This is a genomic window from Martelella lutilitoris, assembly GCF_005924265.1.
GTDB classification, from domain to species: domain Bacteria; phylum Pseudomonadota; class Alphaproteobacteria; order Rhizobiales; family Rhizobiaceae; genus Martelella; species Martelella lutilitoris.
In genome coordinates, this window is record NZ_VCLB01000002.1 from 417,465 (window position 1) to 440,423 (window position 22,959).

Annotated in this window: 21 protein-coding genes; 14 read left to right on the forward strand and 7 right to left on the reverse strand. The window is 61.8% G+C overall.

What is annotated here, in order from left to right:
* The first annotated feature begins 70 nt into the window (after nt 1-70).
* The 4 genes from FF124_RS04690 to FF124_RS04705 are packed head-to-tail and all read left to right on the forward strand — an operon-like array spanning nt 71 to nt 3,950.
* Nucleotides 71-1,048, forward strand: a complete 978-nt coding sequence (locus tag FF124_RS04690) for a tripartite tricarboxylate transporter substrate binding protein (RefSeq protein WP_138747317.1) — start codon at nt 71-73, stop codon at nt 1,046-1,048.
* A 20-nt stretch (nt 1,049-1,068) separates the two neighbouring features.
* Nucleotides 1,069-1,542 (forward strand): tripartite tricarboxylate transporter TctB family protein, encoded by a 474-nt coding sequence (locus FF124_RS04695; RefSeq protein ID WP_138747318.1) that lies wholly within the window; start codon nt 1,069-1,071, stop codon nt 1,540-1,542.
* Entirely contained in the window at nt 1,539-3,071 is a 1,533-nt protein-coding gene (locus tag FF124_RS04700; RefSeq protein ID WP_138747319.1) for a tripartite tricarboxylate transporter permease, read from the forward strand. The genes FF124_RS04695 and FF124_RS04700 overlap by 4 nt, the downstream gene beginning before the upstream one ends.
* 60 nt (nt 3,072-3,131) lie before the next feature.
* A complete protein-coding gene (locus FF124_RS04705) occupies nt 3,132-3,950 on the forward strand; it encodes an SDR family oxidoreductase (protein WP_138747320.1) in 819 nt (272 codons plus the stop codon).
* An 80-nt stretch (nt 3,951-4,030) separates the two neighbouring features.
* Here FF124_RS04705 and FF124_RS04710 read toward each other — a convergent pair whose 3' ends face one another.
* Nucleotides 4,031-4,870, reverse strand: coding sequence for a GNAT family N-acetyltransferase (locus tag FF124_RS04710; protein WP_138747321.1), 840 nt, complete (start codon nt 4,868-4,870; stop codon nt 4,031-4,033).
* A 168-nt stretch (nt 4,871-5,038) separates the two neighbouring features.
* Complete coding sequence (locus FF124_RS04715) at nt 5,039-5,611, reverse strand: UbiX family flavin prenyltransferase (protein ID WP_138747322.1); 573 nt, start codon at nt 5,609-5,611, stop codon at nt 5,039-5,041.
* On the opposite strand from FF124_RS04715, the gene FF124_RS04720 reads away from it, so the two are divergent.
* A complete protein-coding gene (locus FF124_RS04720) occupies nt 5,610-5,951 on the forward strand; it encodes a hypothetical protein (RefSeq protein WP_138747323.1) in 342 nt (113 codons plus the stop codon). The genes FF124_RS04715 and FF124_RS04720 overlap by 2 nt on opposite strands.
* 527 nt (nt 5,952-6,478) lie before the next feature.
* On the opposite strand, the gene FF124_RS04725 is transcribed toward FF124_RS04720, so the two are convergent.
* Nucleotides 6,479-8,545 (reverse strand): M3 family metallopeptidase, encoded by a 2,067-nt coding sequence (locus FF124_RS04725; protein ID WP_425462504.1) that lies wholly within the window; start codon nt 8,543-8,545, stop codon nt 6,479-6,481.
* Nucleotides 8,546-8,716: 171 nt separating this feature from the next.
* Here FF124_RS04725 and FF124_RS04730 point away from each other — a divergent pair, with 171 nt between their 5' ends.
* The 3 genes from FF124_RS04730 to FF124_RS04740 are packed head-to-tail and all read left to right on the forward strand — an operon-like array spanning nt 8,717 to nt 11,188.
* Nucleotides 8,717-9,166 (forward strand): MarR family winged helix-turn-helix transcriptional regulator, encoded by a 450-nt coding sequence (locus tag FF124_RS04730; protein WP_138747325.1) that lies wholly within the window; start codon nt 8,717-8,719, stop codon nt 9,164-9,166.
* A 2-nt stretch (nt 9,167-9,168) separates the two neighbouring features.
* Nucleotides 9,169-10,434 carry a multidrug effflux MFS transporter gene (locus FF124_RS04735; RefSeq protein WP_246072172.1) on the forward strand — a complete coding sequence of 422 codons (1,266 nt, stop codon included), beginning with the start codon at nt 9,169-9,171 and terminating at the stop codon, nt 10,432-10,434.
* Between the two features lie 22 nt (nt 10,435-10,456).
* Entirely contained in the window at nt 10,457-11,188 is a 732-nt protein-coding gene (locus tag FF124_RS04740) for a hypothetical protein (RefSeq protein ID WP_138747326.1), read from the forward strand.
* Nucleotides 11,189-11,253: 65 nt separating this feature from the next.
* On the opposite strand, the gene FF124_RS04745 is transcribed toward FF124_RS04740, so the two are convergent.
* A complete protein-coding gene (locus FF124_RS04745) occupies nt 11,254-12,474 on the reverse strand; it encodes an argininosuccinate synthase (RefSeq protein WP_138747327.1) in 1,221 nt (406 codons plus the stop codon).
* A gap of 275 nt (nt 12,475-12,749) precedes the next feature.
* Here FF124_RS04745 and FF124_RS04750 point away from each other — a divergent pair, with 275 nt between their 5' ends.
* The 3 genes from FF124_RS04750 to FF124_RS04760 all read left to right on the forward strand — a co-directional run bounded on the left by FF124_RS04750 (nt 12,750) and on the right by FF124_RS04760 (nt 14,712).
* Complete coding sequence (locus tag FF124_RS04750; RefSeq protein ID WP_138747328.1) at nt 12,750-13,634, forward strand: SDR family NAD(P)-dependent oxidoreductase; 885 nt, start codon at nt 12,750-12,752, stop codon at nt 13,632-13,634.
* A gap of 4 nt (nt 13,635-13,638) precedes the next feature.
* On the forward strand, nt 13,639-13,983 hold the full coding sequence (locus FF124_RS04755) for a TfoX/Sxy family protein (RefSeq protein WP_138747329.1): 345 nt from the start codon (nt 13,639-13,641) through the stop codon (nt 13,981-13,983).
* Nucleotides 13,984-14,091: 108 nt separating this feature from the next.
* A complete protein-coding gene (locus tag FF124_RS04760) occupies nt 14,092-14,712 on the forward strand; it encodes a riboflavin synthase subunit alpha (RefSeq protein WP_138747330.1) in 621 nt (206 codons plus the stop codon).
* 89 nt (nt 14,713-14,801) lie between these two features.
* Here FF124_RS04760 and FF124_RS04765 read toward each other — a convergent pair whose 3' ends face one another.
* Nucleotides 14,802-16,481, reverse strand: a complete 1,680-nt coding sequence (locus tag FF124_RS04765; RefSeq protein ID WP_138747331.1) for an alpha-glucosidase — start codon at nt 16,479-16,481, stop codon at nt 14,802-14,804.
* A gap of 397 nt (nt 16,482-16,878) precedes the next feature.
* On the opposite strand from FF124_RS04765, the gene FF124_RS04770 reads away from it, so the two are divergent.
* Nucleotides 16,879-19,086 (forward strand): anthranilate synthase, encoded by a 2,208-nt coding sequence (locus FF124_RS04770; RefSeq protein WP_138747332.1) that lies wholly within the window; start codon nt 16,879-16,881, stop codon nt 19,084-19,086.
* Between the two features lie 93 nt (nt 19,087-19,179).
* A complete protein-coding gene (locus FF124_RS04775; RefSeq protein WP_138747333.1) occupies nt 19,180-20,100 on the forward strand; it encodes a cation diffusion facilitator family transporter in 921 nt (306 codons plus the stop codon).
* A 59-nt stretch (nt 20,101-20,159) separates the two neighbouring features.
* Here FF124_RS04775 and FF124_RS04780 read toward each other — a convergent pair whose 3' ends face one another.
* Nucleotides 20,160-20,735 carry a HupE/UreJ family protein gene (locus FF124_RS04780; protein WP_425462507.1) on the reverse strand — a complete coding sequence of 192 codons (576 nt, stop codon included), beginning with the start codon at nt 20,733-20,735 and terminating at the stop codon, nt 20,160-20,162.
* Nucleotides 20,736-20,917: 182 nt separating this feature from the next.
* Nucleotides 20,918-21,958 (reverse strand): aldo/keto reductase, encoded by a 1,041-nt coding sequence (locus tag FF124_RS04785; protein WP_138747335.1) that lies wholly within the window; start codon nt 21,956-21,958, stop codon nt 20,918-20,920.
* Between the two features lie 254 nt (nt 21,959-22,212).
* Between FF124_RS04785 and FF124_RS04790 the strand changes: the two genes are divergently transcribed.
* Nucleotides 22,213-22,794, forward strand: a complete 582-nt coding sequence (locus FF124_RS04790) for an ATP-dependent Clp protease proteolytic subunit (RefSeq protein ID WP_138747336.1) — start codon at nt 22,213-22,215, stop codon at nt 22,792-22,794.
* The last annotated feature ends 165 nt before the right edge of the window (nt 22,795-22,959 follow it).

Genomic DNA, 22,959 nt, shown 5'->3' on the forward strand with positions numbered 1-22,959 from the left:
CAAGTGTTATGTCACTGCGGGGTCGCCCAAAAAAGCGGGTTCGAAGAAAGACTCACAACGGGAGGTAGATATGAAATCCACTCTGAAGACACTTGTCCACACAACGGTTGCCGCTGCGGCCCTTCTCGGGCTTGCGGGCGCGGCCCATGCCGAATGGCCGGAGCGCGCCGTGACCGTGATCGTGCCGTGGTCGGCCGGCGGCGGAACCGACGCCACCGCGCGCGCCGTTGCCGCCGACCTGGAAGAAAAGTTCGGCCAGCCCTTCAATGTCGTCAACCGCACCGGCGGCGGCGGCCTTGTCGGCCACTCGGCCATCGCCAACGCCAAGGCGGACGGCTACACGATCGGCGTCATCACTATCGAAAGCACGATGTACGAAACCCAGGGCCTGCCGGGCGTCAATCCGGACAGCTATGACTATATCGGGCGCTACAACGCCGATGCGATCGGCATCAACGTGCAGGCGGACGCCGGTTATGACGGCGTGCAGGCGCTGATCGATGACGTCAAGGCCAATCCTGGCACGATCACCGCGTCGGGCGCCAATCGCGGCGGTCTTTCGCATCTTGCCTGGGCCGGGCTTCTCAACAAGCTCGACATTGCGCCGGACGCGAGCCCCTGGGTTGCCTCCGACGGCTCGGCGCCCGCCCTGCAGCAACTCGCCGCCGGCGCCATCGACGTGGTCTCCACATCGCCTGCGGAAGCCCGTTCGCTGGTCGAGGCCGGCGAAGTGGCGACGCTGGCGCTGATCGCCGACGAACGCAGCCCGCTCTTCCCCGATATCCCGACCACGACGGAAGTGCTTGACGTCCAGTGGTCGCCGATGCCGTTCCGCGGACTTGCGGGGCCGGCCGGTCTTCCGGCCGAAACCGTCGAGAAGCTCGAAGCGGCGCTTCAGGAAATCTGCGATGACGCCGACTTCCAGACGTTCATGTCGTCGCGCGGCTTCTCGGTCGCCTACCAGGACGCCGCGACCTTCAAGCAGACGGTCTACAATGACTATGAAGGTCTCGCCGAGACCATGAAGGTTCTGGGTCTGGCGAAGTAACGCCGTCGGAGTGAACTGACATGAAAATCAGCGACCGGATTACCGGGCCCGCTTTGTCGCTCTTCGGAGCGGCCGTGATCGTGGGGGCAACGCAGCTCCCCACGGTTCCGGGCGTGCGCTTCGGTGCGGACCTCATGCCCATGCTCGTGGGCATCGGCTTTATCGGGCTGGGCATTGCCATCAGCATGGGCGCCTTCATCGCCGGCGGCGGGCAGAAGCTTGTCGACCTTTCCGAATGGCATGTGCCGACGCGCAAGAAGCTGGCTGCCTTCTGGACGCTTGCCGGCCTCGTGCTCGGCATCTTCCTGTTCGAAAGCGTCGGCTTTCCGCTCTACGCCTTCGTCTACATGGCCGTGTTGATGCTGCTGATGGGCGCACCCTGGCTGGTCACGGTGATCGTCAGCCCCACCGTCGTGCTTCTTCTCTATGTCGGCTTTTCGAAAGGCCTGCTTGTGCCGCTTCCCGCCGGCCTTCTGGGAGGGATATTATCATGAGCGTCGAAACTCTTCTTCAGGCCCTTTCGATCGTCTTCCAGGCGGAAGTGCTGCTCGCCATCCTGCTTGGCGCCGTCTACGGGCTGTTCATCGGCGCGTTGCCGGGGCTGACGGCGACCATGTCGACCGCACTTCTGGTGCCGGTCACCTTCTACATGGCGCCGGTGCCGGCAATCGCGCTGATCGTCTCTTCGACGGCCATGGCGATATCGGCCGGCGACATGCCGGGCACGCTCCTGCGCATTCCCGGAACGCCGGCTTCCGCCGCCTATACCGACGAATCCTATCAGATGACGCTGAAGGGCAAGGCTTCGACCGCGCTTTCCATCGGTTTCTTCTTTTCCGCCATGGGCGGCCTTGTCGGCGCCACCGTCCTGCTCGTCACCGGCCCGCTGCTGGCGAAGATCTCGCTCAATTTCTCCAGTTTCGAGTTCTTCTGGCTGGCCGTGCTCGGTCTTTTGACCTGCGCGCTGGTCTCCGGCAGCGATGCGACGCGTGGCTTCACCTCCCTGCTGATCGGATTGCTGATCTCCACGGTCGGGCTCGACATCACCACCGGCGCGCCGCGCTTCGTCTTTGGCCAGATGGAACTGATGGGCGGGGTCTCCTTCATCCCCGTCATGATCGGCATGTTCGCCTTTTCGGAAATCCTGCGCGGCTTCACCACCGGCCAGACCGGCAGCGGCGCGGAAATGCCGAAGCTTGGAAAGATCGTGCCGTTTCAGGGCATATTCGGCCTGTTCCGCAAATATCCGTTCTCCTTCGTGCGCGGCGCCTCGCTCGGCACGGCCGTCGGCGCGTTGCCGGGCATCGGCGGCGATCTGGCGGCCTGGATTGCCTATGGCATGTCCAAGCGCTTCTCCAAGACACCGGAGAAATACGGCACCGGTCATCCGGAGGGACTGATCGAGTCGACCTCGTCGAACAATGCCGGGCTTTCCAGCGCCTGGATCCCGGCGCTCGTCTTCGGCATCCCGGGCGACGCCGTCACCGCCATTGCCGTCGGCGTCCTGTTCATGAAGGGCGTCAATCCGGGGCCGAGGCTCTTTGTCGAAAACCCGTCAATGCCGACGGCGATCATCCTCTGCTTCTTTGTCGCGAACCTGCTTCTGTTTCCGCTCGGCTATGCCGCGATCAAGCTCGCCCGCCATGTTCTCTCGATCCCGCGCTCGGTGATCGTGCCGATCATTCTGGTGTGCTGCTTCCTCGGCTCCTATGCGGTCAACAACACGCTGTTCGGCGTCTGGGTCATGTTGATTGCCGGCGTCGTCGGCTATCTGATGGAGCGCAACGGCTTTCCGATCGCGCCGGTCATTCTCGGCCTTGTTCTGGGGCCAGTGCTGGAGCGCAATTTCATCATGTCGATGCAGATATCGGGCGGCAATCTTCTCGGCTTCTTCGAACGTCCCATCGCCGCCTTCCTCGGCGTGGTCGTCGGCCTCATCCTGGTTGCGACCGCCATCCGTTCGATCCTCTATTTCCGGCGCGGCGCGCCGGGCGAAGAAGACGCGGTGCAAAACCCGCAATAAATCCATCCCGGCGGGTGCGCCGCCAATTCAAACACCACCCTTCTGAAAGGACGAAAAACCATGGACAAGATGTTCTCCGTTGAAGGTCGTATCATCGTCGTCACCGGCGGACTGGGCCAGCTCGGCACCCAGTTTTCGAAATCGCTGGCAGAAGCCGGCGCCAAGGTTGCGATCTACTCCCGACGCCCGTTCTCGAAAGAACAGATCGCGGAAAAGTTCCCCGACCTTGAGGACCGGATCAGGGTCTACGAGGCCTCGGTCACCGACAAGGCGGCGCTTCAGGCCGCGACCGACCAGCTGATCGCCGACTGGGGCGTGCCGCATGTGCTCGTCAACAATGCCGGCATCGATTCCAAGCCCGATGGCGCCGCCGACCAGAATGCGCCTTTCGAGGAGTATCCGCAGAAATACTGGGACGAGATCATCGATACCAATCTCACCGGCGTGATGCTGACCAGCCAGGTCGTCGGCACCAAGATGGCTGAAAAGGAACGCGGTTCGATCATCAATGTCGGTTCGATGTACGGCATGGTCTCGCCCAACCAGGCGCTTTACGCCTACCGGCTGGAGCGCGACGGCGTGCCCTTCGTCAAGGCCGTTTCCTATGCGGCATCGAAATCGGGTCTTTTGAACCTGACGCGCTATCTTGCGACCTATTGGGCGCCCAAGAAGGTCCGTTGCAACATCATCTCGTTTGGCGGCGTGAAGACCGGTTCCTACGACAAGGAATTCATCGATGCCTTCCTGGAGCGCGTGCCGCTCGGTCGCCAGGCCGAGGTCGATGAATACAACGGCGTGATCCGCTTCCTCGCCTCCGATGCCTCGTCCTACATGACCGGCTCGAACGTCGTCGTCGACGGCGGCTTTACGGCCTGGTAGGCGCGGGTTCCATTCCGGCCCCAGCCCAAGAAGGGGCGACGACTGGTGAAGCGGTCGTCGCCCTTCTGTTTGTTGGAGGCCTATCCGAGCTCGAGGCTGGTGACGGCGAAGACGCCGGCCATGTGCAGCGCCGGGGCCGTTCCGCGATACATCCGCGCGGTCTCGAAGCCGCGGGCAAGGCCGGCAGCCTCCAGCCAGGCGATGAAGCCAAGCTGGATGAGCGGTACGTCGATATCGACCCGCCCGCTGCCGATATCGGCGACAAGCCCCGCCAGAAGCGCCTTGGCGGCCTGCGGTGTCTTGGCAAAGAGCGGGCCGATCTTCGAGCCGTCCCGGCAGGCTCGCGCAGCGCCATAGCCGAAGATTTCGCCGTCCTTCTCGATCAGCCGCGCGCTCGTCGCCGCCGCAAGCCAGGCGCCGAGAAAGGCCTTGCGGGGCGCGGGAAAGAAGGCCGCATCGAAAGCGGCGATGCGGTCCAGGTCCGTCTCGGTGGCCTTGCGGGTTTCGGCATGACCGGCGCAGTGCGCGGCATCGATCACGCCGCTCCAGCGCGCGGTGCCGTAGTCGGCGACAAACCCCATCCGGGCGTAGTTCGGTTGCTGCTCCGGCACGCCGTCAAGCCCGATCGTGCGGCCCCAGAGATAGGCGATTGCGCGTTCCCAGACGAGCCGCCCATAGCCTTTGCCGCGCACATCCTTTCGGGTGATGTAGAGGCCGATGAAGCCGAACGCGTCGCTATAGGCAATGGCTGAAATGCCGGAGACCATGGCCCCCTCGACAAAACAGCCGAAGAAACCCTCTGGGTCTGCCGCCTGGAACGGAGCCGCATCGCCGAGCCCGGGGTTCCAGCCTTCGGCGGCTGCCCAGTCAAGAAGCGTTTCGATTTCGGCAAGGTCCAGGACGCGAATTTCGGGCTGCATGGCGGTGGTGTCCTGTTCTGGGCCCGTCGTTCTCTCACGCCGGGTTTCCGGCAGGAGCATACGACCGGCGCGAGGGCATGGAAAGCCCGATGCGTAGATTCAAGAGGTTACGGCGTCCTTTGTGAGACCGAACGGGCGCTCGGCGTTCTCGCGCACGACATCGTTATCTCATTCGCCCCACCGTCGAACCAGATCGTTGTCGATGCCGAAGAGATCGAGCGCGCGGGCCACCGTCTGGGTCACCATGTCATCGAGGCTTTCCGGTCGGGCGTAGAAGGCGGGCACCGGCGGCATGATGATCGCGCCGGCCTCTGTCGCCTGGGTCATGGCGCGCAGATGGCCGAGGTGGAGCGGGGTCTCGCGCACCATCAGCACCAGCCGGCGGCGATCCTTCAGCATCACGTCGGCGGCGCGGCTCAGGAGCCCGGCCGTCACGCCCGTGGCGATCTCGGACAGGCTGCGGACCGAACATGGGGCGACCAGCATGCCCATCGTGCGGAAAGAGCCGCTGGCGATTGCCGCGCCGATATCATCCGGGGCGTAGACGACGTCGGCCATGGCATGGACGGCGTCGAGGCTCAGTTCGGTCTCGTGCCCGAGCGTGACCTTTGCCGATGCCGTCATCACGAGATGCGTCTCGATATCAAGCCCGCGCAAGATCTGAAGGGCGCGAAGCCCGTAGATGATGCCGGAAGCGCCGCTGATTCCAATGACAAGGCGTTTTTTCGGGGAGGCGTTCATGTTCTTGTTGCCTGACCAGAATAAAGAGACGACAGCGGCGCTGCCTGTTGCAAAGACCTATACCCGATCAGCGGTAGGTTCAGAATGGCGAATGACAGGATTTTCGTCGCATTCCACCCTTCCGGGAAAAAGCTCGCCTATCCGATTTAATCACGCATTTGTGAAGATCCCGATTCTGGGCGACGTGATCGCTCTTTTCGCAGCGCGGAAATTCGATAGACGTGCGGCGAGAGCAGCAATATTACAAAAAGCTATCGTTTATGTTTTATTAGTTGCGCGTGGTCAGGCATTCACGTTCGATCATGAAAGGCCGTGCATTCAATCTCCGGTGTGTATTTAGTATGCATTGCAGCAAGTGTGCGGAAGCGAAAATGAAGACTTACGTTCAGATGGCCTCTCGTTAGCGCTAACAAGGAAGCCTTTGTTGTCATACGATAATTTTTGCTTTTTTTCTGGGAACCAAACGTGGTAGGCGGGCGTTTCAGGTTTCGTTCATAAATGACCATTCAAAGTTGAGTAGTGCTGACAACAAACCGTGCGTATGAAAGCCATGTATTCAGCTAAGGGATGAAAATGCCGCCACCGTCTAAGGAAGGGTGAGGCAACAATTGGGTTTTGCAGACGTTGAAGAATCTTAGACTGTTCGAATGTGAATGCCATCATGAGTTGAGGTTCGGGACCAAGACTTGTTCCTACTGTTTCAGGCCTACGCCCATCTACAACCGCAAGCCATTCTGGATTGTAGTTGCCCTGGTCGTTGTTATCATTCTGCTGGGGCTTTTCGGCGTCGAGTTCGACCAGCTGCTGCTATCCGCTGCCGATAGCGCCGCGCCCCTGACGGCTGCGTCTGGGGCATAGCCTGGTTTCTCAGCCTGTCAGGCCGCGCCCGCGCAGCATGGCATCCGGGCTTGGCATTTTACCCCTGAAACCGCGATAGGCGTCTTCCGCGCGAACCGATCCGCCCTTGGAGAGGATCTCCTTTCTGAGGCGCTCGGCCTTCTGCGGATCAAAGACGTCGCCCGTCTCCTCGAACGCCTCGAAGGCATCGGCGTCGAGCACTTCCGACCACATGTAGGAATAGTAACCGGCCGCATAGCCGTCGCCGGCGAAGATATGCAGGAAGTGCGGTATGGCATGGCGCATGGCGATCGCCTTGGGCATGCCGATCGCGTTGAGCACGCCGTCCTGGAAGGCAACGGGGTCGGCCGGCGGCGTTGCAGCCGTGTGCAGATGCATGTCGACGAGGGCGCAGGCGGTGTATTCCACAGTCGCGAAGGCCTGATTGAAGTTGGCCGCCTTGAGCACCTTCTCCATCAGGGTGTCAGGCATGGCCTCACCCGTGCGGTAATTGAGGGCGTAGGCGCGCAGGATCTCGGGCACGGTCAGCCAGTGTTCGTAAAGCTGTGAAGGGAGTTCGACGAAATCCCGGTCGACGCCGGTGCCGGAGACGGATGGGTAGGTGACATCGGACAGCATGCCGTGCAGCGCGTGCCCGAATTCATGAAACAGCGTATGCGCGTCATCGAGGGACAACAGCGCCGGCTTGCCCTCGGCCGGCTTGGCGAAATTGCAGACATTGATGACGATCGGCAGTTCGCCCTTGTTACCGTTCGGAAGCATCAGCCTGTGCTGGCTCTGCAGCGCGTTCATCCAGGCGCCGGAGCGTTTGGTGGCGCGATTGAAATAGTCGCCCAGAAAGATCGCGAAAGCCTCGTCCTTGTCGTCGCGGATCTCATAAACGCGGACATCGGGGTGATAGGCGACGATATCCGGACGGTGGACGGCAGAGATGCCGAAGAGACGCCCGGCCACCGCGAAACAGGCATCAAGGATCTTTTCCAACTGCAGATAGGGCTTCACCTCGCTCTCGGAGAAGGCGAATTTTCGGGTCCTGAGCTTCTCGGCGTAATAGCGCCAGTCCCAGGCCTCAATCTCGTGGTTGGCGCCCTCTTCGGCGACCAGCGCCTGAAGCTCCTTCTCGTCTTCGCCCGCAGCGCCTACGGCCTTTTCCCAGACATCCATCAAAAGCGTGTCCACCGCGTCCGCCGTCTTCGCCATGGTGTTGTCGAGCTTCAGGGCCGCGAAATTCTCGTAGCCGAGCAGCTTCGCCTTTTCGGCCCGAAGCGCCAGCGTCTCCTTCATGACGGCGCGGTTGTCATGTTCGCCGCCGGAGAGGCCGCGCGCCGTCCAGGCGCGGAAGGCCTTTTCGCGCAGGTCCCGCCGTGATGAAAGGGTGAGAAACGGCTCGACGATCGAGCGCGACAACGTCACGGCATGGGCATCCGGTCGGCCGCGCTCGGCGGCGGCGCCCGCCATGGCGTCGGTGAGGAAATCGGGAAGGCCGGCAAGCTCGTCGTCCTCGGTCAGAAACATGGCCCATTCGCTCTCGTCGGCAAGCACGTTCTGGCCGAACCGGGTGCCGAGCTCGGCAAGGCGTCCGTTGATGGCGGCAAGTCGTTGCTGCTCGTCCCCGGCAAGCTGCGCGCCGCTGCGCACAAGCCCCTTCCAGTGGCGCTCCAGCACGATTGCCTGTTCTTCGGTCAGTCCAAGCGACTGCCGGTCCCGCCAGAGCGCGTCGATGCGGGAGAACAGCGCCTTGTTGGCGCCGATCCTCGAATAATGCGCGGAGAGCTTGGGCGCGATCTCGCGCTCCAGCGCCTGGATTGCCGGGTTGGTGTCGGCGCCGGCGCGGGTGAAGAAGATGGCCGCGACCCGCGAAAGCGCGTCGCCTGCGACTTCCAGGGCCTCCACCGTGTTGACGAAGCTCGGCGCCTCGGAATTGTCCGCGATCGCATCGATTTCGGCTAGATGGTCGGCCATGGCCCGCTCGAAGGCGGGCGCGAAGTCGTCGTCCGATATCCGGTCGAAATGCGGCAGGCCCAAAGCCCCGTCCCAGGTTGTCAGTGCCGGATTGCGTTCTTTTGCATCTGCCATAGCCGTCATTCCCGTTCTCATGCCTGTCCGCAAGCGCGGTTTTTCGATGTGTGAGCCATCGCCGGTCTTCTGACAAGGGGCTGTCTTGCCGCGACCGAAAAAAGCAGGGCTTGATGATCGTCAGAGGAAATAGTAAGCAAGACTTATTAAATTGCAATTGCCGGATTTTTGATGGACAACGAGCTCAACGCCGACCGCCTTGGCTTCCTCCTGACGGATGTCGCACGCCTGTTCCGCGCCGCCTTCGAGCGCAGGATCGGCGCCGCGGGCCTTGGCGTCACGCCGGGCGAGGCGCGGGCGCTGTCGCGCATTGCCGCGCGCAAGGGCGCCAGGCAAAGCGGGATCGCCGAGGAGCTTGGCATCGAGCCGATGACGCTCTCGCGTTACCTTGATCGGCTGGAAAAAGCGGGGCTGATCGAAAGGCGGTCCGATCCAAGCGACGGCCGGGCGAAATGCATTCACATCACCAGGCGCGCGGGCGCGGTCCTTTCCGCGATCCGGCGCCACTCCGATGAACTGATCGAAGAGGTTGAGGAGGGCCTTTCCGAGCAAGAAAAACAGATGCTGCGAACCGCGCTGAAGACCATGCGCGGCAATTTCTCGCGGCGCTTGCAGGAATGACCATGACCGACGGAATGACCCAACCAACGCCGAAGATGAGCGAGCGGCGCTCCAGCCTGATCGGCGCGATGATGACCATGCTCGGCCCGTTTTCGCTCGCCATCTATACCCCAGCCATGCCGACGCTTGCGATCGCTTTCGACACGACGGATGCCGCGATCAAGCTGTCGCTCTCCGTCTTCTTCGGCGGGTTCGCCTTCGCGATGCTGGTTGCCGGTCCGCTCGCCGACGCCTTCGGGCGCAGGAAGACGGCGATCGGTTTTCTGATGGTCTACATGATCGGCAGTCTCCTCGCCGTCTTCGCCTGGGACGTGAACTCGCTGCTTCTCGGAAGGCTGGTCCAGGGGATCGGCGCCTCGGCCGGGCTGACGGTCGGGCGCGCCATTGTCCGCGACCAGTTTACCGGCGAGCCCGCGGCCCGCATCATGAACATGATCGGCATCGTGCTCGCCGTGGGGCCTGCCATCGCGCCCACCGTTGGCGGCCTCATCCTGTCCGTCTTCGACTGGAAGGCGATCTTCTTGACAATGGCGGGTTTCGGCGCGGCCTCTACCGCCATCCTCGTCACCATGATGTCGGAAACCGTCGTGCCCGATCGAGAAAAGGCGCGGCCACTGCCTTTGCTCAAGGCCTATGGCCGCCTTCTCGCCAGCGGACGGTTCATGGCCGCATCGCTTCTGATTGCCTCATCGGCCGGCACGCTTTATGCGCTGGCCTCGATCCTGCCCTTTGTGCTGATCAAGGTTGCAGGCCTGACGCCGTCGCAATACGGCGTGGGCATGCTGCTGCAGACCGGATCCTATTTCGTCGGCTCCGTGGTGTTCCGCTTTGTCCTTGGCCGTTTTTCCTCCCGTTCCCTCGTCAGGGTCGGGCTGCTCTTCATCGCTCTCGGCGCTTCCGCAATTGCCGTGTCGGTCGAACTTCTGCCGATCAGCTATCTTTCGGTCATGCTTCCGGTCGCAAGCTTTGCCTTCGGCATCGCCTTCGTCATGCCCTATACGATGAACGCGGCATTGCTGCCGTTTCCGTCAATCGCCGGCTCGGCCTCCGCGCTGATGGGCTTCATGCAGATGGGCGCAGGCCTTGTCACCGGCATCATTGCCGCGGCCATCGGCTCGCCTGTCTTCGCCCTTCAGGTCATCGTTCCGACAATGGGCGCGATAGCGGTCTTGAGCTATGTCTCGCTCTGCATTGCCGAGCGTCCGCATCTTGCGGTCGAACACGAAGCTCCGAGAGGCGACATCCAGGCCTCCGAACCGCTTGCCTGAGATGGTTCTTCGCGTATAAGTTGTGATCCTGATCGGCGGGAGGATGACGATGTTTCGAAACACAATCAGTTTCATAGGCAACAATTTTGGTTTTTTTGCTTTTGTTGCGGTCGCCTATGCCGTTCTCGACTGGGCCGCCGATGCTTCGATCCCCTTTGCCCTTCTCGTCGGGCTCGTCCTCTTTGTTGCGGGGTCTGTTGTCGACTACCTCATTTACCGGCGTCTGCTGCGGCGCGGCGCGCTCAACCCCTTTCGCAAGGGGGAGGCGGTCGACATCCGTGAATGCATCGGGTTTTCGCTGAGAAGCATGGCACTCGGAACGATCTCCATTGCCGGTCCCACCCTTCTGGCCTTTCTGACGACGACATTTTCGGTAACCTCGGTCGAAGCCGGCATCGCCCTTATCATCACCAGTCTTTTGGCCGCGGCCGTATTCGAAGCCTTGACGTTTGCCTATCTCGGCACTTGGCTTCCGGCCTATCTCTATGGTCAAAACACGGAATTCTCGGCGGCGCTCAGGCGCGGACGAAACAGCTTCGGTTCGCTGTCTTTCCGTTTTCTCGTGCTCAATATTTCTATTGCCGCACTTGCCTTACTGCTTCCATGGCTGGCCGGCGCGCTCGCGCCAGACCACGTCGCCTGGCTCGACTGGTTGGCTTCCGGCCTGTTCGGAAACATTTTGGGGCTGGTCGCGGAGGTCTATTTCGCGATCGCGCTTTGCCAAGCTTACCTAACTTTGGAAGAGATCGTCTGATCATTGCGAAAAAAGCGGAGCCTATGGCCCCGCCTCTCTGACTTTCTGGCAATCCGGCTTTGCGATCAGCCGTTGTCGCGCTTGGCGAGCGTTCTGAGCCGCAGGGCGTTCAGCTTGATGAAGCCGGCGGCGTCCTTCTGGTCGTAAGCACCGTGGTCGTCCTCGAAGGTGACGAGCGCTTCGGAGTAGAGCGACTTGTCGCTCTCGCGGCCAGTGACGATGACATTGCCCTTGTAGAGCTTGAGCGTCACTTCGCCTTCCACATGTTCCTGGCTCCTGTCGATGGCGGCCTGCAGCATGTAGCGCTCGGGCGAGAACCAGAAGCCGTAATAGATCAACTCGGCATATTTCGGCATCAGCTCGTCCTTGAGGTGCGCGGCGCCCCGGTCCAGCGTGATGCTTTCCATGGCGCGATGCGCGGCCAGAAGAATCGTGCCGCCGGGGGTCTCGTAAACGCCGCGTGATTTCATGCCGACGAAGCGGTTTTCGACCAGATCGAGACGACCGATGCCGTTGTCGCGGCCGTAATCATTGAGCTTGGCGAGCAGCGTTGCCGGGCTCAGGCGCTCGCCATTGATGGAAACGGCGTCGCCCTTCTCAAAGCCGATCTTGATGATCGTCGCCTTGTCGGGGGCCGCTTCCGGCGAAACCGTGCGCATATGCACATATTCCGGCGCCTCGATGGCCGGATCTTCCAGCACGCGGCCTTCGGAAGACGAATGCAGCAGGTTGGCATCGACGGAGAAAGGCGCTTCGCCGCGCTTGTTCTTGGCGATCTGGATCTGGTGCCGTTCGGCAAATTCCAGAAGGTCGGTGCGGCTCTTGAACGTCCAGTCACGCCAGGGCGCGATGATCTTGATGTCCGGGTTCAGCGCATAGGCCGAAAGTTCGAAACGAACCTGGTCATTGCCCTTGCCGGTGGCGCCGTGGGCAATCGCGTCGGCGCCGGTTTCCCGGGCGATCTCGATCAGGCGCTTGGAGATCAGCGGACGGGCAATCGAGGTGCCGAGCAGGTAGACGCCTTCATAGACGGCATTGGCGCGGAACATCGGGAAGACGAAATCACGGACGAATTCCTCGCGCACGTCCTCGATGAAGATTTCCTTCACGCCGGCCTGTTCCGCCTTCAGGCGGGCCGGTTCCAGTTCCTCGCCCTGGCCGAGGTCGGCGGTGAAGGTCACGACCTCAGCGCCGAATTCGGTCTGGAGCCATTTGAGGATGATCGAGGTGTCGAGGCCGCCGGAATAGGCGAGCACGACCTTCTTGACGTCTTTGTGCGTAGCCATTGTCTTAATCAAGTCCATCTGCTGTTTGGCATGTTTCGAGCCGTTTTAGCGGCTTTCAAGCGCCACGCAAGGAAAACCCGTGCGGAAGGCGACTTTGCACTTGTCGTCTGGGCGAATTTGCAGATTGACAGTGCGGTTCATCTCGAAAACAGTTAGCCGAGAACCGACGCGTGTTTCGGCGAAGCCGGCGCGCGCAAAAAAGGACCGGGCCCTTGTTGATAGGGCGTCGGTTCGGGGGTGGCCAAAGGCTGCCTGACGACAATGGGAGGATGACCATGAGCCAGAAAAATGCGCAGCACCCCGCGCTGAAGGAGGGCAATTCCGCCGTCATCACCGGTGGAGCCTCGGGCATCGGGTTCGCCGCAGCCAAGGCTTTCATCGATCTCGGCATGAATGTGATGATCGCCGACATGAAGAGCGAGAAGCTGAAGGCAGCGGGCGCGGAACTGGCGGTCCTCGCCGAGAAGAAGGGCGTGAAAGCGTTGGCGCAGGCAGCAGACGTCTCCGACCTTTCTGCGCTGGAAGAGCTCGAATGCGCCGCCGTCCAGGCCTTCGGCAAGGTGCATGTGCTGATGAACAATGCCGGCATCCAGCCCGCAACCGATATTCTCGGCAAGCAGATGCCCTGGGACCGGATCATCGACGTCAATCTTCTGGGCGTCATCAACGGCACGCGTATCTTTACTCCCGGCATGATCGCGCATGGCGAACCGGCGCTGATCATCAATACCGGCTCGAAGCAGGGCATCACCACGCCGCCCGGCAATCCGGCCTACAATGTCTCGAAAGCCGGCGTGAAGGCGTTCACCGAAGCGCTGCAGCATGATCTGAGGAACCGGGAGAACTGCAAGGTCGAGGCGCATCTTTTGATCCCCGGCTTCGTCTTCACCCCGCTGACGGCGGGTGGACGCACCGAAAAGCCGGAAGGCGCATGGACGCCCGAGCAGACGGTCGATTTCATGCTGAAAAGCCTGGAGGCCGGCGATTTCTACATTCTCTGCCCGGATGGCGAGGTCGACAGGAAGACGGACGAAAAGCGTATGATGTGGGCGATGGGCGACATCGTTGAAAACCGACCGCCACTGTCGCGCTGGCATCCCGATTACCATCACGCCTTCATCGATTTTCTGTCCGGCACGCCGAAGGATTTGAAAGACTGAAGCCATGGCGATCGACGAGGAACTGACGGCCCGGCTGCGCCACAGGCTGGAGGGCCTTGAAGGTGTGAGCGAAAAGAAGATGTTCGGCGGGCTCTGCTTCCTCGTCAACGGCCACATGGTCGCTGCCGCCAGCCGCAGCAAGGCCGGCGAGGGGCGTTTTCTCTTTCGTATCGGCAAAAACAATGCTGACGCCGCCGTGCGGCTTGGACACCCGCAGCCGATGGTCCATGGCGGGCGGAAGATGACCGGCTTCTATTACCTTGATGCCGACGATCTGCCGGATCCGGTTTTCGACGAGTGGGTATCGATCGCGCTCGCAAACGCCTTCTCTTTGCCGCCAAAACCATAGGCCATTGGAGGTAGACAGTGTGTGTCCGGAGCGAGGCTTGTCTTCGTTGGCCCCGCCGACCATATTGCCGCCATCGCTGACGCCAATTGCTGACTGGAGGCTCCACCCATGTACACCGGCATCGTCCAGGCCGTCCGTCCGCTTGCGGATATCACTGCCTATCCGGGCGGCAAGACCTTTACCGTCAGGTTGACGGATGACCTGCTCGTCGACCTGAAGCTCGGCGCCAGCGTCAATATCGAGGGCACCTGCCTTTCGGTCACCGGGATTGATGGCAAGAACGTCACCTTCGACGCGATGAACGCCACGCTGGAGCGCACCAATCTTGGGGATCTTGAAGCGGGGCAGTCTGTCAATGTCGAGCGATCGGCCAAGATGACGGATGAGAACGGCGGCCACCCGATTGCCGGCCATGTGGCGACGACGGCGGTGCTGGAAGAGATTTCGACCGCCGAGGACAAGGCCTTCATTCGCTTCCGCGTGCCGGAGGAATGGGCAAAATACATCTTTCCGCGCGGTTTCCTGGCGGTCAACGGCTGCAGCCTGACGGTCGCGGATGTCGAAGACAACCTCTTCACCATCAACCTCATCCCCGAGACCCTGCGCCAGACGACCTTTTCCCGCTACAATGCCGGCGACCGGCTCAACATCGAGGTCGATCACCAGACGATGGTGATGGTCGACGTGATCGAACGCACCATGGCGCGGGTGCTGCCGGCGAAGGCTTGATGACGTGAGGCAGTGCGCTTTGCCGGGGCGGCGGCCTGCGATCTCTTCGGGCGCACGCCGCCGCTTTGCATCCTGCTTCTCCTGATGCGTCAGGAGGAGGGCTTCAGCACCACCGCTTCCCATGGCGAGAGCGCCAGTGTGTCCTCGGCCATCTTCGCGTCACGGGTCGGATCATTGCTGATGATAACCTCCGCGCCCTTGATCTCCGCCTGGCGCCATTCCACCGGCTCGCGCGAAAAGTTGATGACGATCACCAGGCGGGTGTCATCAAGCTTGCGCTCGAAGGCGAATACTGCGTCGTGGTCGGGCGCCAGATCCTCGTAAGTGCCGTAGACGAGGGCAGGCGTTTCATGGCGCAGCGCGATCAGCTTGCGATAGTGATGATAGACCGAGCCCTGGTCCGCCTGCGCTGCCTCGGCGTTGATCTCCGGATAGTTCGGGTTGACCGCAAGCCAGGGCTTTTCCGCCGTCGTGAAGCCGGCATTCGCCGACGCATCCCACTGCATCGGCGTGCGGGCGTGGTCGCGGCTCACCTTGTTGAGGTTCTCCAGAAGGTCCCCGGCGCTGACCTTTCCGGTCTCCACATAATCTTGGCGAAGGCCGCGCACCTCGATATCGTCGAACTGGTCGAGATCGGTGAAGGGGTAGTTCACCATGCCGATCTCCTCGCCCTGATAGATGAAGGGCGTGCCGCGCATGGTCAGCATCATCGTCGCCAGCGCCTTGGCCGAGAGCACGCGCCATTCGGGCGAAGGATCGCCGAAATGGCTGACGGTGCGCGGCTGGTCGTGATTGCCGAGGAAGACGGTGTTCCAGCCGGTCATGCCGACAGCCTTGTCGAGCCGGTCGAAGGTGGCCTTCATGTCGGTGAGCTTGCGCGGCTTCCAGCGCCAGCCGTCACGATCGAGCATGACCACGGCGAAGTTGAAAATCATGTTGAGTTCGTTGCGGGCCTCGTCGACGAAAAGCGGCGTCTGCGCATCCGAAACGCCGGCGGCCTCGCCGACCGTCATGCAGTCATAATGCGACAGCACCTCGCGGTTCATCTCCTGCAGATAGTCGTGCAGACGCGGCCCGGAGGCGTAGACCCGGCCCGGATCCTTCATCTCCTCCTCGGTCAGGTTCGGAAAGGCGAAATTCTTCGAGATGAACGGGATCACGTCCATGCGGAAACCCGACACGCCCTTGTCGAGCCAGAAGCGCATCAGATCATAGACCTCGGCGCGGACCTTCTCGTTGTCCCAGTTGAGGTCCGGCTGTTTCTTGGCGAAATAATGCAGGTAGTAGTCGCCGGTGGCATCGTCCTTCTCCCAGGCTGAACCGCCGAAATAGGAGACGAAATTGTTGGGAACGCCCTTCGAACCGTCGCGCCAGATGTAATAGTCGCGCTTGGCGCTGTCGCGTGAGGACCGGCTTTCCACGAACCACTCATGCTCATCACTGGTGTGATTGACCACGAGGTCGATGATCAGCCGCATGCCGCGTTTCTTTATTTCGGCAAGCAGGCGGTCGAAATCGGCCATGGTGCCAAATTCTTTCATGACCTTGCGGTAGTCGCGGATGTCATAGCCATTATCGGCATTCGGGCTGTCGAAATGCGGCGACAGCCAGATGACATCGATGCCAAGGTTCGCAATATGGTCGAGCCTTCCGATGATGCCGGGAATGTCGCCGATGCCGTCGCCATTGGAATCGGCGAAGGATCGCGGATAGATCTGGTAGGCGACGGCCTCTTTCCACCAATGCTTGCTTTGTGCGGGCTGCGGCATGTTTGCCTCCCTTGATGCTTGTTTTTCAATGCGTTTCTGCTCCCGGATTAAGTCCGCGCGGGCGCGAGGGCAAGCGTCGTCCGGTGAAAAGCGCTTTTCATCCATGGACGTATGGACACGCCTGGCGGAAGGCGTTGAACGGCGTTTTTCTTGCCGCTTGCCAGTCGGCCCAAGCTGGGGTAGAAAAAGCCCATGATGATCACGACGACGACCATTGCTAACTGGTGGTGGGCTCGCTAAAGGCGGCCACGATCACGCATGTCCGGATGATCTGACAAAGCCGCCCTCAAACCGAGGCGGCTTTTTTCGTATTGTCGCCGCCTTTGCGGGGCTCAACGAATGAGATTGCGAAACGCGCGGAGCGCCGTTTCGCGACACAAAAGGTGGAGCAGGGACAATGAGCCTTCATGAACGGCCGGATGGCGGGGAAAGCTACGAGACGAAGGGCGGCGTGACGATTACGCGCACCCGCCGTTTCGTGCCCTATGGCGATTCCGTATCGAGCTATATCGACAGGCTGGACGAGCGTCGCGGCGCGGTCTTTTCGTCCAACTACGAATATCCGGGCCGCTATACGCGCTGGGACACCGCCGTCATCGATCCGCCGGCCGCCATTTCCTGCAATGGCCGCACCATGTGGATCGAGGCCTTCAACGGACGCGGCGAGGCCCTGCTTGCGCTCATCCTCCCGGTCGTGGAAGCGCTGGAACCGGTGACGATAACCGGCCGCACGGCCCGCCGGATCGATCTTCAGGTGGCGGAACCCGACCGTCAGTTCACCGAGGAAGAGCGCTCCAAGGCCCCGACCGTCTTCACCGTGCTGCGCGCCATCGTCGATCTCTTCCATTCCGATGAGGATGCGAGCCTCGGGCTCTATGGCGCCTTCGGTTACGACCTTGCCTTCCAGTTCGACGCCGTGAAGCTGAAACTGGAGCGCCCGGCCGACCAGCGCGACATGGTGCTATTCCTGCCCGACGAGGTGCTGATGGTCGACAACCACGCCGCCAAGGCCTGGATCGACCGCTATGACTTTGAAAAGGACGGGATTGCAACGGAGGGCAAGGGCGAGGACATCGCGTCCGATCCGTTCCGCCCCTCCAACAGCCTGCCGCCCCGCAGCGACCACCACAAGGGCGAATATGCCGAACTCGTCACCAAGGCGAAGGAAAGCTTCGTGCGCGGCGACCTGTTCGAGGTCGTGCCCGGCCAGCAGTTCATGGAACGCTGCGCCAGCAAGCCCTCGGCGATCTCCAAGCGGCTGAAGACGACCAACCCGTCGCCCTATTCCTTCTTCATCAATCTCGGCAACCAGGAATATCTGATCGGCGCATCGCCGGAAATGTTCGTGCGCGTGACCGGCCGTCGGATCGAGACCTGCCCGATCTCCGGCACGATCAAGCGCGGCGAGGACCCGATTGCGGACAGCCAGCAGATACTCAAGCTGCTGAACTCGCAGAAGGACGAATCCGAACTGACCATGTGTTCCGATGTCGACCGTAACGACAAGAGCCGGGTCTGCGAGCCGGGCTCGGTCAAGGTCATCGGCCGCCGCCAGATCGAGATGTATTCGCGTCTTATCCACACGGTCGACCATATCGAGGGGCGTCTGCGCCCTGACATGGACGCCTTCGATGCGTTTCTCAGCCACGCCTGGGCGGTGACGGTGACCGGCGCGCCCAAGCTCTGGGCGATGCGCTTCATCGAGAACCATGAGAAGAGCCCGCGCGCCTGGTACGGCGGGGCCATCGGCATGGTCGGCTTCAATGGCGACATGAATACCGGTCTGACGCTGCGCACGATCCGGGTCAAGAACGGCACGGCGGAAGTGCGCGCCGGGGCGACCCTGCTTTACGATTCCGATCCCCATGAGGAAGAAGCGGAGACCGAATTGAAGGCTTCAGCCATGCTTGCGGCCATCCGCGAGGCGGATGCAGAAAAACTTGAACCTGCCGCGCGGTCGGTGTCGAAGATCGGCGCGGGGCTGAAGATCCTGCTTGTCGATCATGAAGACAGTTTCGTCCACACCCTCGCCAATTATTTCCGCCAGACCGGGGCGGAGGTTGCGACCGTGCGCTCGCCGGTGGCAGATGAAACCTTCGACCGGATCGCGCCGGACCTCGTTGTCCTGTCGCCGGGACCGGGCATGCCGAAAGATTTCGATTGCAAGGAGACGATCAAGAAGGCGCGCAGCCGCAACCTGCCGATCTTTGGCGTCTGCCTCGGCCTGCAGGCGCTGGCGGAAGCCTATGGCGGCACATTGCGGCAGCTTGCAGTGCCGATGCACGGCAAGCCGTCGCGGATCCGTATCCTCGAACCGGGGCGTCTTTTCGATGGCCTGCCGAAGGAGATCACCGTCGGCCGCTATCATTCGATCTTCGCCGATGCGGTGCAACTGCCGAGCGAATTCGCCATCTCGGCGGAGACCGATGACGGCATCGTCATGGGCATCGAGCACGCGCATGAGCCGGTTGCCGCCGTGCAGTTCCATCCCGAATCGATCATGACGCTTGGCGGCGATGCCGGCATGCGCATCATCGAGAACGTGGTGGGCAAGCTGGTAGACCGTTCCGGCGAAGCTCTGGGGAGCAAAAAGGCGGCAGGCTGAAGTCTGTCTTGCCATTGTCGCGTAGAGGGGGTAGCAGATCGACAGCGCCGGACGGCTGATCCGGCCTGTCGTTGAGCAAGACGGGAATTTCCGATGACTGGTGGGCAAGCAAAAGGCGGCGGCGCAGGTCGTACGCGGACACTGGCATTCTGGACGATACCGCTCTCTCTTCTCGTGCTCGGGATCAAGCTTCTCGCCTGGCATCTGACCGGCTCCGTGGCGCTTCTGTCGGACGCGCTGGAATCGATCGTCAATGTGGTGGCCGCAATCGCCGCCTTCGTTGCGATCGTCTATGCCGCCAAGCCCGCTGACCACGATCATCAATTCGGCCATCACAAGGCAGAATACATCTCCGCTGTCATCGAGGGCGTGGCGATTGTCGTTGCCGCGCTCCTGATCTTCAAGGAAGCCATCGGCGAACTCTTTGACCCGTCCATGCCGACTGATGTCGGCCTGGGCCTCGGCGTCAACATTTTCGCAAGCCTCGTCAACGGTGTCTGGGCCTATGTGCTGATTTCGGCCGGGCGGTCGATGCGCTCGCCGGCGCTGGTGGCCGACGGCAAGCACATCCGCACCGACGTCGTCACCTCGGTCGGCGTCGTCATTGGCCTTGGCATTGCGCTTGCGACAGGCTATCCGATCTTCGATCCGCTGATCGCGCTCGCCGTTGCCGCGCACATCCTCTTTGCCGGCTGGCAGCTGATTGCCGAATCCGTCGGCGGGCTGATGGATGCGGCCCTGACGGGCGACGAGGAGGACGCGATCCGCAAGGCGATCCTCGACAATGCCGATGGTTCATCCGACGTCCACGACCTGAAGACCCGCCGCGCGGGCTCCGCCGCCTTCATCGATTTTCACCTGGTGGTCAGCGAAGACATGACCGTCGGCGAGGCGCACGATATCTGCGACCGGCTGGAAGGGGCGATCAAGAAGGCAATCCCGGGTTCAACGCTTGCCATCCATGTGGAGCCGGAAGGCGTCAAGCCGCACGGGGTGCGGGTGCGGATCGACTGAACGCAAGACGGCCGGGAAAGACCCGGCCGCTCGGCATTCTGTCCAGCCACTTTGTCGTCTCAGCCGGCCATCATCGCAAGGCCGGCAAGAGCTGTGGCAGCACCGAGGAGGCGCGACAGCGTCATGCCGCCGAAACGGTTGAGACCGATGCCGAGGCCGACGCCTGCGGCATGCAGAAGCGCTGTGCCGGCCATGAAGCCGAGGCCGAAGGTCATGGCGCCGGCGCCGCCGAGTTCCGTGCCGTGGGCAAAGCCGTGAAACAGCGCGAACACGGCAACGACAGCGGCCGAAACCGGGGTCGGAACCTTGACCGCAAGCGCCACCAGCAGGCCGAGACCAACGACCGAGGCTAGAATGGCCGGCTCGACGAAGGGTAGCGACACGCCGGAAAGCGCCAGTGCAAAGCCGATGCTCATGGTGATGACGAAGGATGCCGGAACCACGAGCATCGCGCGTCCGCCGATCATCGCAGCCCAGATGCCGACTGCAACCATTGCCAGGATATGATCCGCGCCGAAAAGCGGATGCGAGAAACCGGCCATGAAGGAGCCGTGCTCGGCGGGATTGAGATGGGCAAAGGCCGGTGCTGCGGCTGCGAGAAGAAGACCGGCGGACAGGCCGGCGCTTTTGGCGATGCGCTTGAACATTGTTCCCTCTTTTGGTGAGTGCGCCAGAGGCGCTGCATGAAATCAACGGGTTCAGACTATCGCCGCCGATTGGCCGGTGTCCACACGGAAAATGACGTAGCAGGCCGATAACGGAAAGGCCGCCCGGCGAAAGCGGGGCGGCCTCAGGTTCAGGAAGGTCGGCGCGTCGCCTATTTCGGCACGCGCGGCGGCGAAACGGTCTCGCCGCCGGACTGACGCTCCAGCATCCAGCCGGGATATTCGCGCGGCAGTGCGGAAACGTCGTTGAGACGTTCCATCTCTTCCGCCGTCAGTTCCACGTCGGTCGCCTCGATATTGTCCTTTAACTGGTCCGTCCGCTTGGCGCCGACGATGACGCTGGTGACGGCGGGCTGGTAGAGCAGCCATGAAAGCGCGATCTGCGCCACCGAAACGCCCTTGGCTTCGGCGATTTCGCGCATCACGTCGATTGTTGCGAAACCGCGTTCCTTGTCGACCGGCGGGAAATCGAAATTGACCCGACGGCCCTCGCCGTCAGACTGGTTGTTGCGGTCATATTTGCCCGAGAGGAACCCGCCGGCAAGCGGAGACCAGACCATCAGCCCGACGCCTTCGGATTTCAGCATCGGTACGATCTCGCGTTCAAGATCCCGGCCGGCTATGGTGTAATAGGCCTGCAGCGACTGGAAGGAGGCGAGCCCCTTGCGCTCGGAGATGCCGAGCGCCTTGGCAATCTGCCAGGCCGCCCAGTTGGAGACGCCGACATAGCGCACATGGCCGTGGCGCACGAGCGTGTCGAGGGCCTCGAGCGTTTCCTCGATCGGCGTCGTGTTGTCGAAGCCGTGGAGCTGGTAGAGGTCTATATGGTCGGTCTGAAGCCGAGAAAGGCTGCCCTTCACCTGTTCCATGATGTGGTAACGCGACGAGCCGCGGCCGTTCGGCCCTTCACCCATGCCGCCGAACACCTTGGTGGCGATCACCACCTCGTCGCGCGGTATGCCGAGATTCTTGAGCGCCCGTCCGGTGATCTCCTCCGACAGGCCTTCCGAATAGACATTGGCGGTGTCGATGAAATTGATGCCCGAATCGATCGCGACCTTGACCAGTTCTTCCGAGGCTCCCTGATCGAGCTCTCCGATCGCGGTCCAGAAGCCCTTGCCGCCGAAGGTCATGGTGCCGAGACAGAGTTCGGACACTTTCAGGCCTGAATTCCCAAGTCGGTTGTAACGCATGGTCCTGCCTTTTCATTTGATGTGATTGACGGCTTTCCGGTTGCCGGCGTCCGGCTGCGCTTGGGAAAACCGAAGAGAAATGCGCCGGGCGCAGAGCCCGGATATCGAATTGACCGAACTGACGTGGTGACAGCCCGGCAGCCTTTCAAGGCGGCCGAAAGATTTGCGGGGCGACCGCAAGGGAAGGGGACATTGTATTGCCGCGACATTCGCATTAAGTCGGGTAGCAGAACATTTACCTCTGGAGATGCCGAATGAGCGACGAAGAAGACGACAAGAAGACCGAAATGCCCCTGGGCAAGGAAGCCGAAGCCAATCTGTTCAAGTCGCGGTCGATCTTCATCTACGGCCCGATCACGCAGGAACTCGCCCAGCGCGTCTGCTCGCAGCTCGTGGCCATGGCCGCTGTCTCCGACGAGGACATCCGCGTCTTCGTCAATTCGCCGGGCGGTCACGTGGAATCGGGCGATTCGATCCACGACATGATCAAGTTCATCAAGCCAAAGGTGGTCATGATCGGTTCGGGCTGGGTCGCCTCCGCCGGCGCGCTGATCTATGCCGCCGCGCCGAAGGAGCAGCGAATCTGCCTGCCGAACACGCGCTTCCTGCTGCACCAGCCCTCCGGCGGCACCCGCGGTCCGGCATCCGATATCGAGATCCAGGCCCGCGAGATCATCAAGATGAACGAGCGCCTGATCAAGATCTTCTCCGACGCCACTGGCCAGCCCTCGGAAAAGATCGCCAAGGATATCGACCGCGACTACTGGCTCTCCGCCCAGGAGGCGATCGAATACGGCCTCGTGTCGCGGATCGTGACCGCGCAGGACGAGATCTGAGCGAAAGGGACGCCATTCCGGCGTCGGGCTTTGGTCCGGCGCATGATGGACGCCAACCGCGCTCCCAATGCGTCATCCTCGGGCTTGACCCGAGGATCCATGCTGCACGGCAAATGGCAGCAGAATTCTTCCTGAATTCAGTGACTTGAATCGCCTGGATGCTCG

Coding starts and splice junctions, on each gene's coding strand:
- FF124_RS04690 (WP_138747317.1), top strand. CDS start 71: ATGAAATCCACTCTGAAGACACTTGTCCACACAACGGTTGCCGCTGCG.
- FF124_RS04695 (WP_138747318.1), top strand. CDS start 1,069: ATGAAAATCAGCGACCGGATTACCGGGCCCGCTTTGTCGCTCTTCGGA.
- FF124_RS04700 (WP_138747319.1), top strand. CDS start 1,539: ATGAGCGTCGAAACTCTTCTTCAGGCCCTTTCGATCGTCTTCCAGGCG.
- FF124_RS04705 (WP_138747320.1), top strand. CDS start 3,132: ATGGACAAGATGTTCTCCGTTGAAGGTCGTATCATCGTCGTCACCGGC.
- FF124_RS04710 (WP_138747321.1), bottom strand. CDS start 4,870: ATGCAGCCCGAAATTCGCGTCCTGGACCTTGCCGAAATCGAAACGCTT.
- FF124_RS04720 (WP_138747323.1), top strand. CDS start 5,610: ATGTTCTTGTTGCCTGACCAGAATAAAGAGACGACAGCGGCGCTGCCT.
- FF124_RS04715 (WP_138747322.1), bottom strand. CDS start 5,611: ATGAACGCCTCCCCGAAAAAACGCCTTGTCATTGGAATCAGCGGCGCT.
- FF124_RS04725 (WP_425462504.1), bottom strand. CDS start 8,545: ATGGCAGATGCAAAAGAACGCAATCCGGCACTGACAACCTGGGACGGG.
- FF124_RS04730 (WP_138747325.1), top strand. CDS start 8,717: ATGGACAACGAGCTCAACGCCGACCGCCTTGGCTTCCTCCTGACGGAT.
- FF124_RS04735 (WP_246072172.1), top strand. CDS start 9,169: ATGACCGACGGAATGACCCAACCAACGCCGAAGATGAGCGAGCGGCGC.
- FF124_RS04745 (WP_138747327.1), bottom strand. CDS start 12,474: ATGGCTACGCACAAAGACGTCAAGAAGGTCGTGCTCGCCTATTCCGGC.
- FF124_RS04750 (WP_138747328.1), top strand. CDS start 12,750: ATGAGCCAGAAAAATGCGCAGCACCCCGCGCTGAAGGAGGGCAATTCC.
- FF124_RS04755 (WP_138747329.1), top strand. CDS start 13,639: ATGGCGATCGACGAGGAACTGACGGCCCGGCTGCGCCACAGGCTGGAG.
- FF124_RS04760 (WP_138747330.1), top strand. CDS start 14,092: ATGTACACCGGCATCGTCCAGGCCGTCCGTCCGCTTGCGGATATCACT.
- FF124_RS04765 (WP_138747331.1), bottom strand. CDS start 16,481: ATGCCGCAGCCCGCACAAAGCAAGCATTGGTGGAAAGAGGCCGTCGCC.
- FF124_RS04770 (WP_138747332.1), top strand. CDS start 16,879: ATGAGCCTTCATGAACGGCCGGATGGCGGGGAAAGCTACGAGACGAAG.
- FF124_RS04775 (WP_138747333.1), top strand. CDS start 19,180: ATGACTGGTGGGCAAGCAAAAGGCGGCGGCGCAGGTCGTACGCGGACA.
- FF124_RS04785 (WP_138747335.1), bottom strand. CDS start 21,958: ATGCGTTACAACCGACTTGGGAATTCAGGCCTGAAAGTGTCCGAACTC.
- FF124_RS04790 (WP_138747336.1), top strand. CDS start 22,213: ATGAGCGACGAAGAAGACGACAAGAAGACCGAAATGCCCCTGGGCAAG.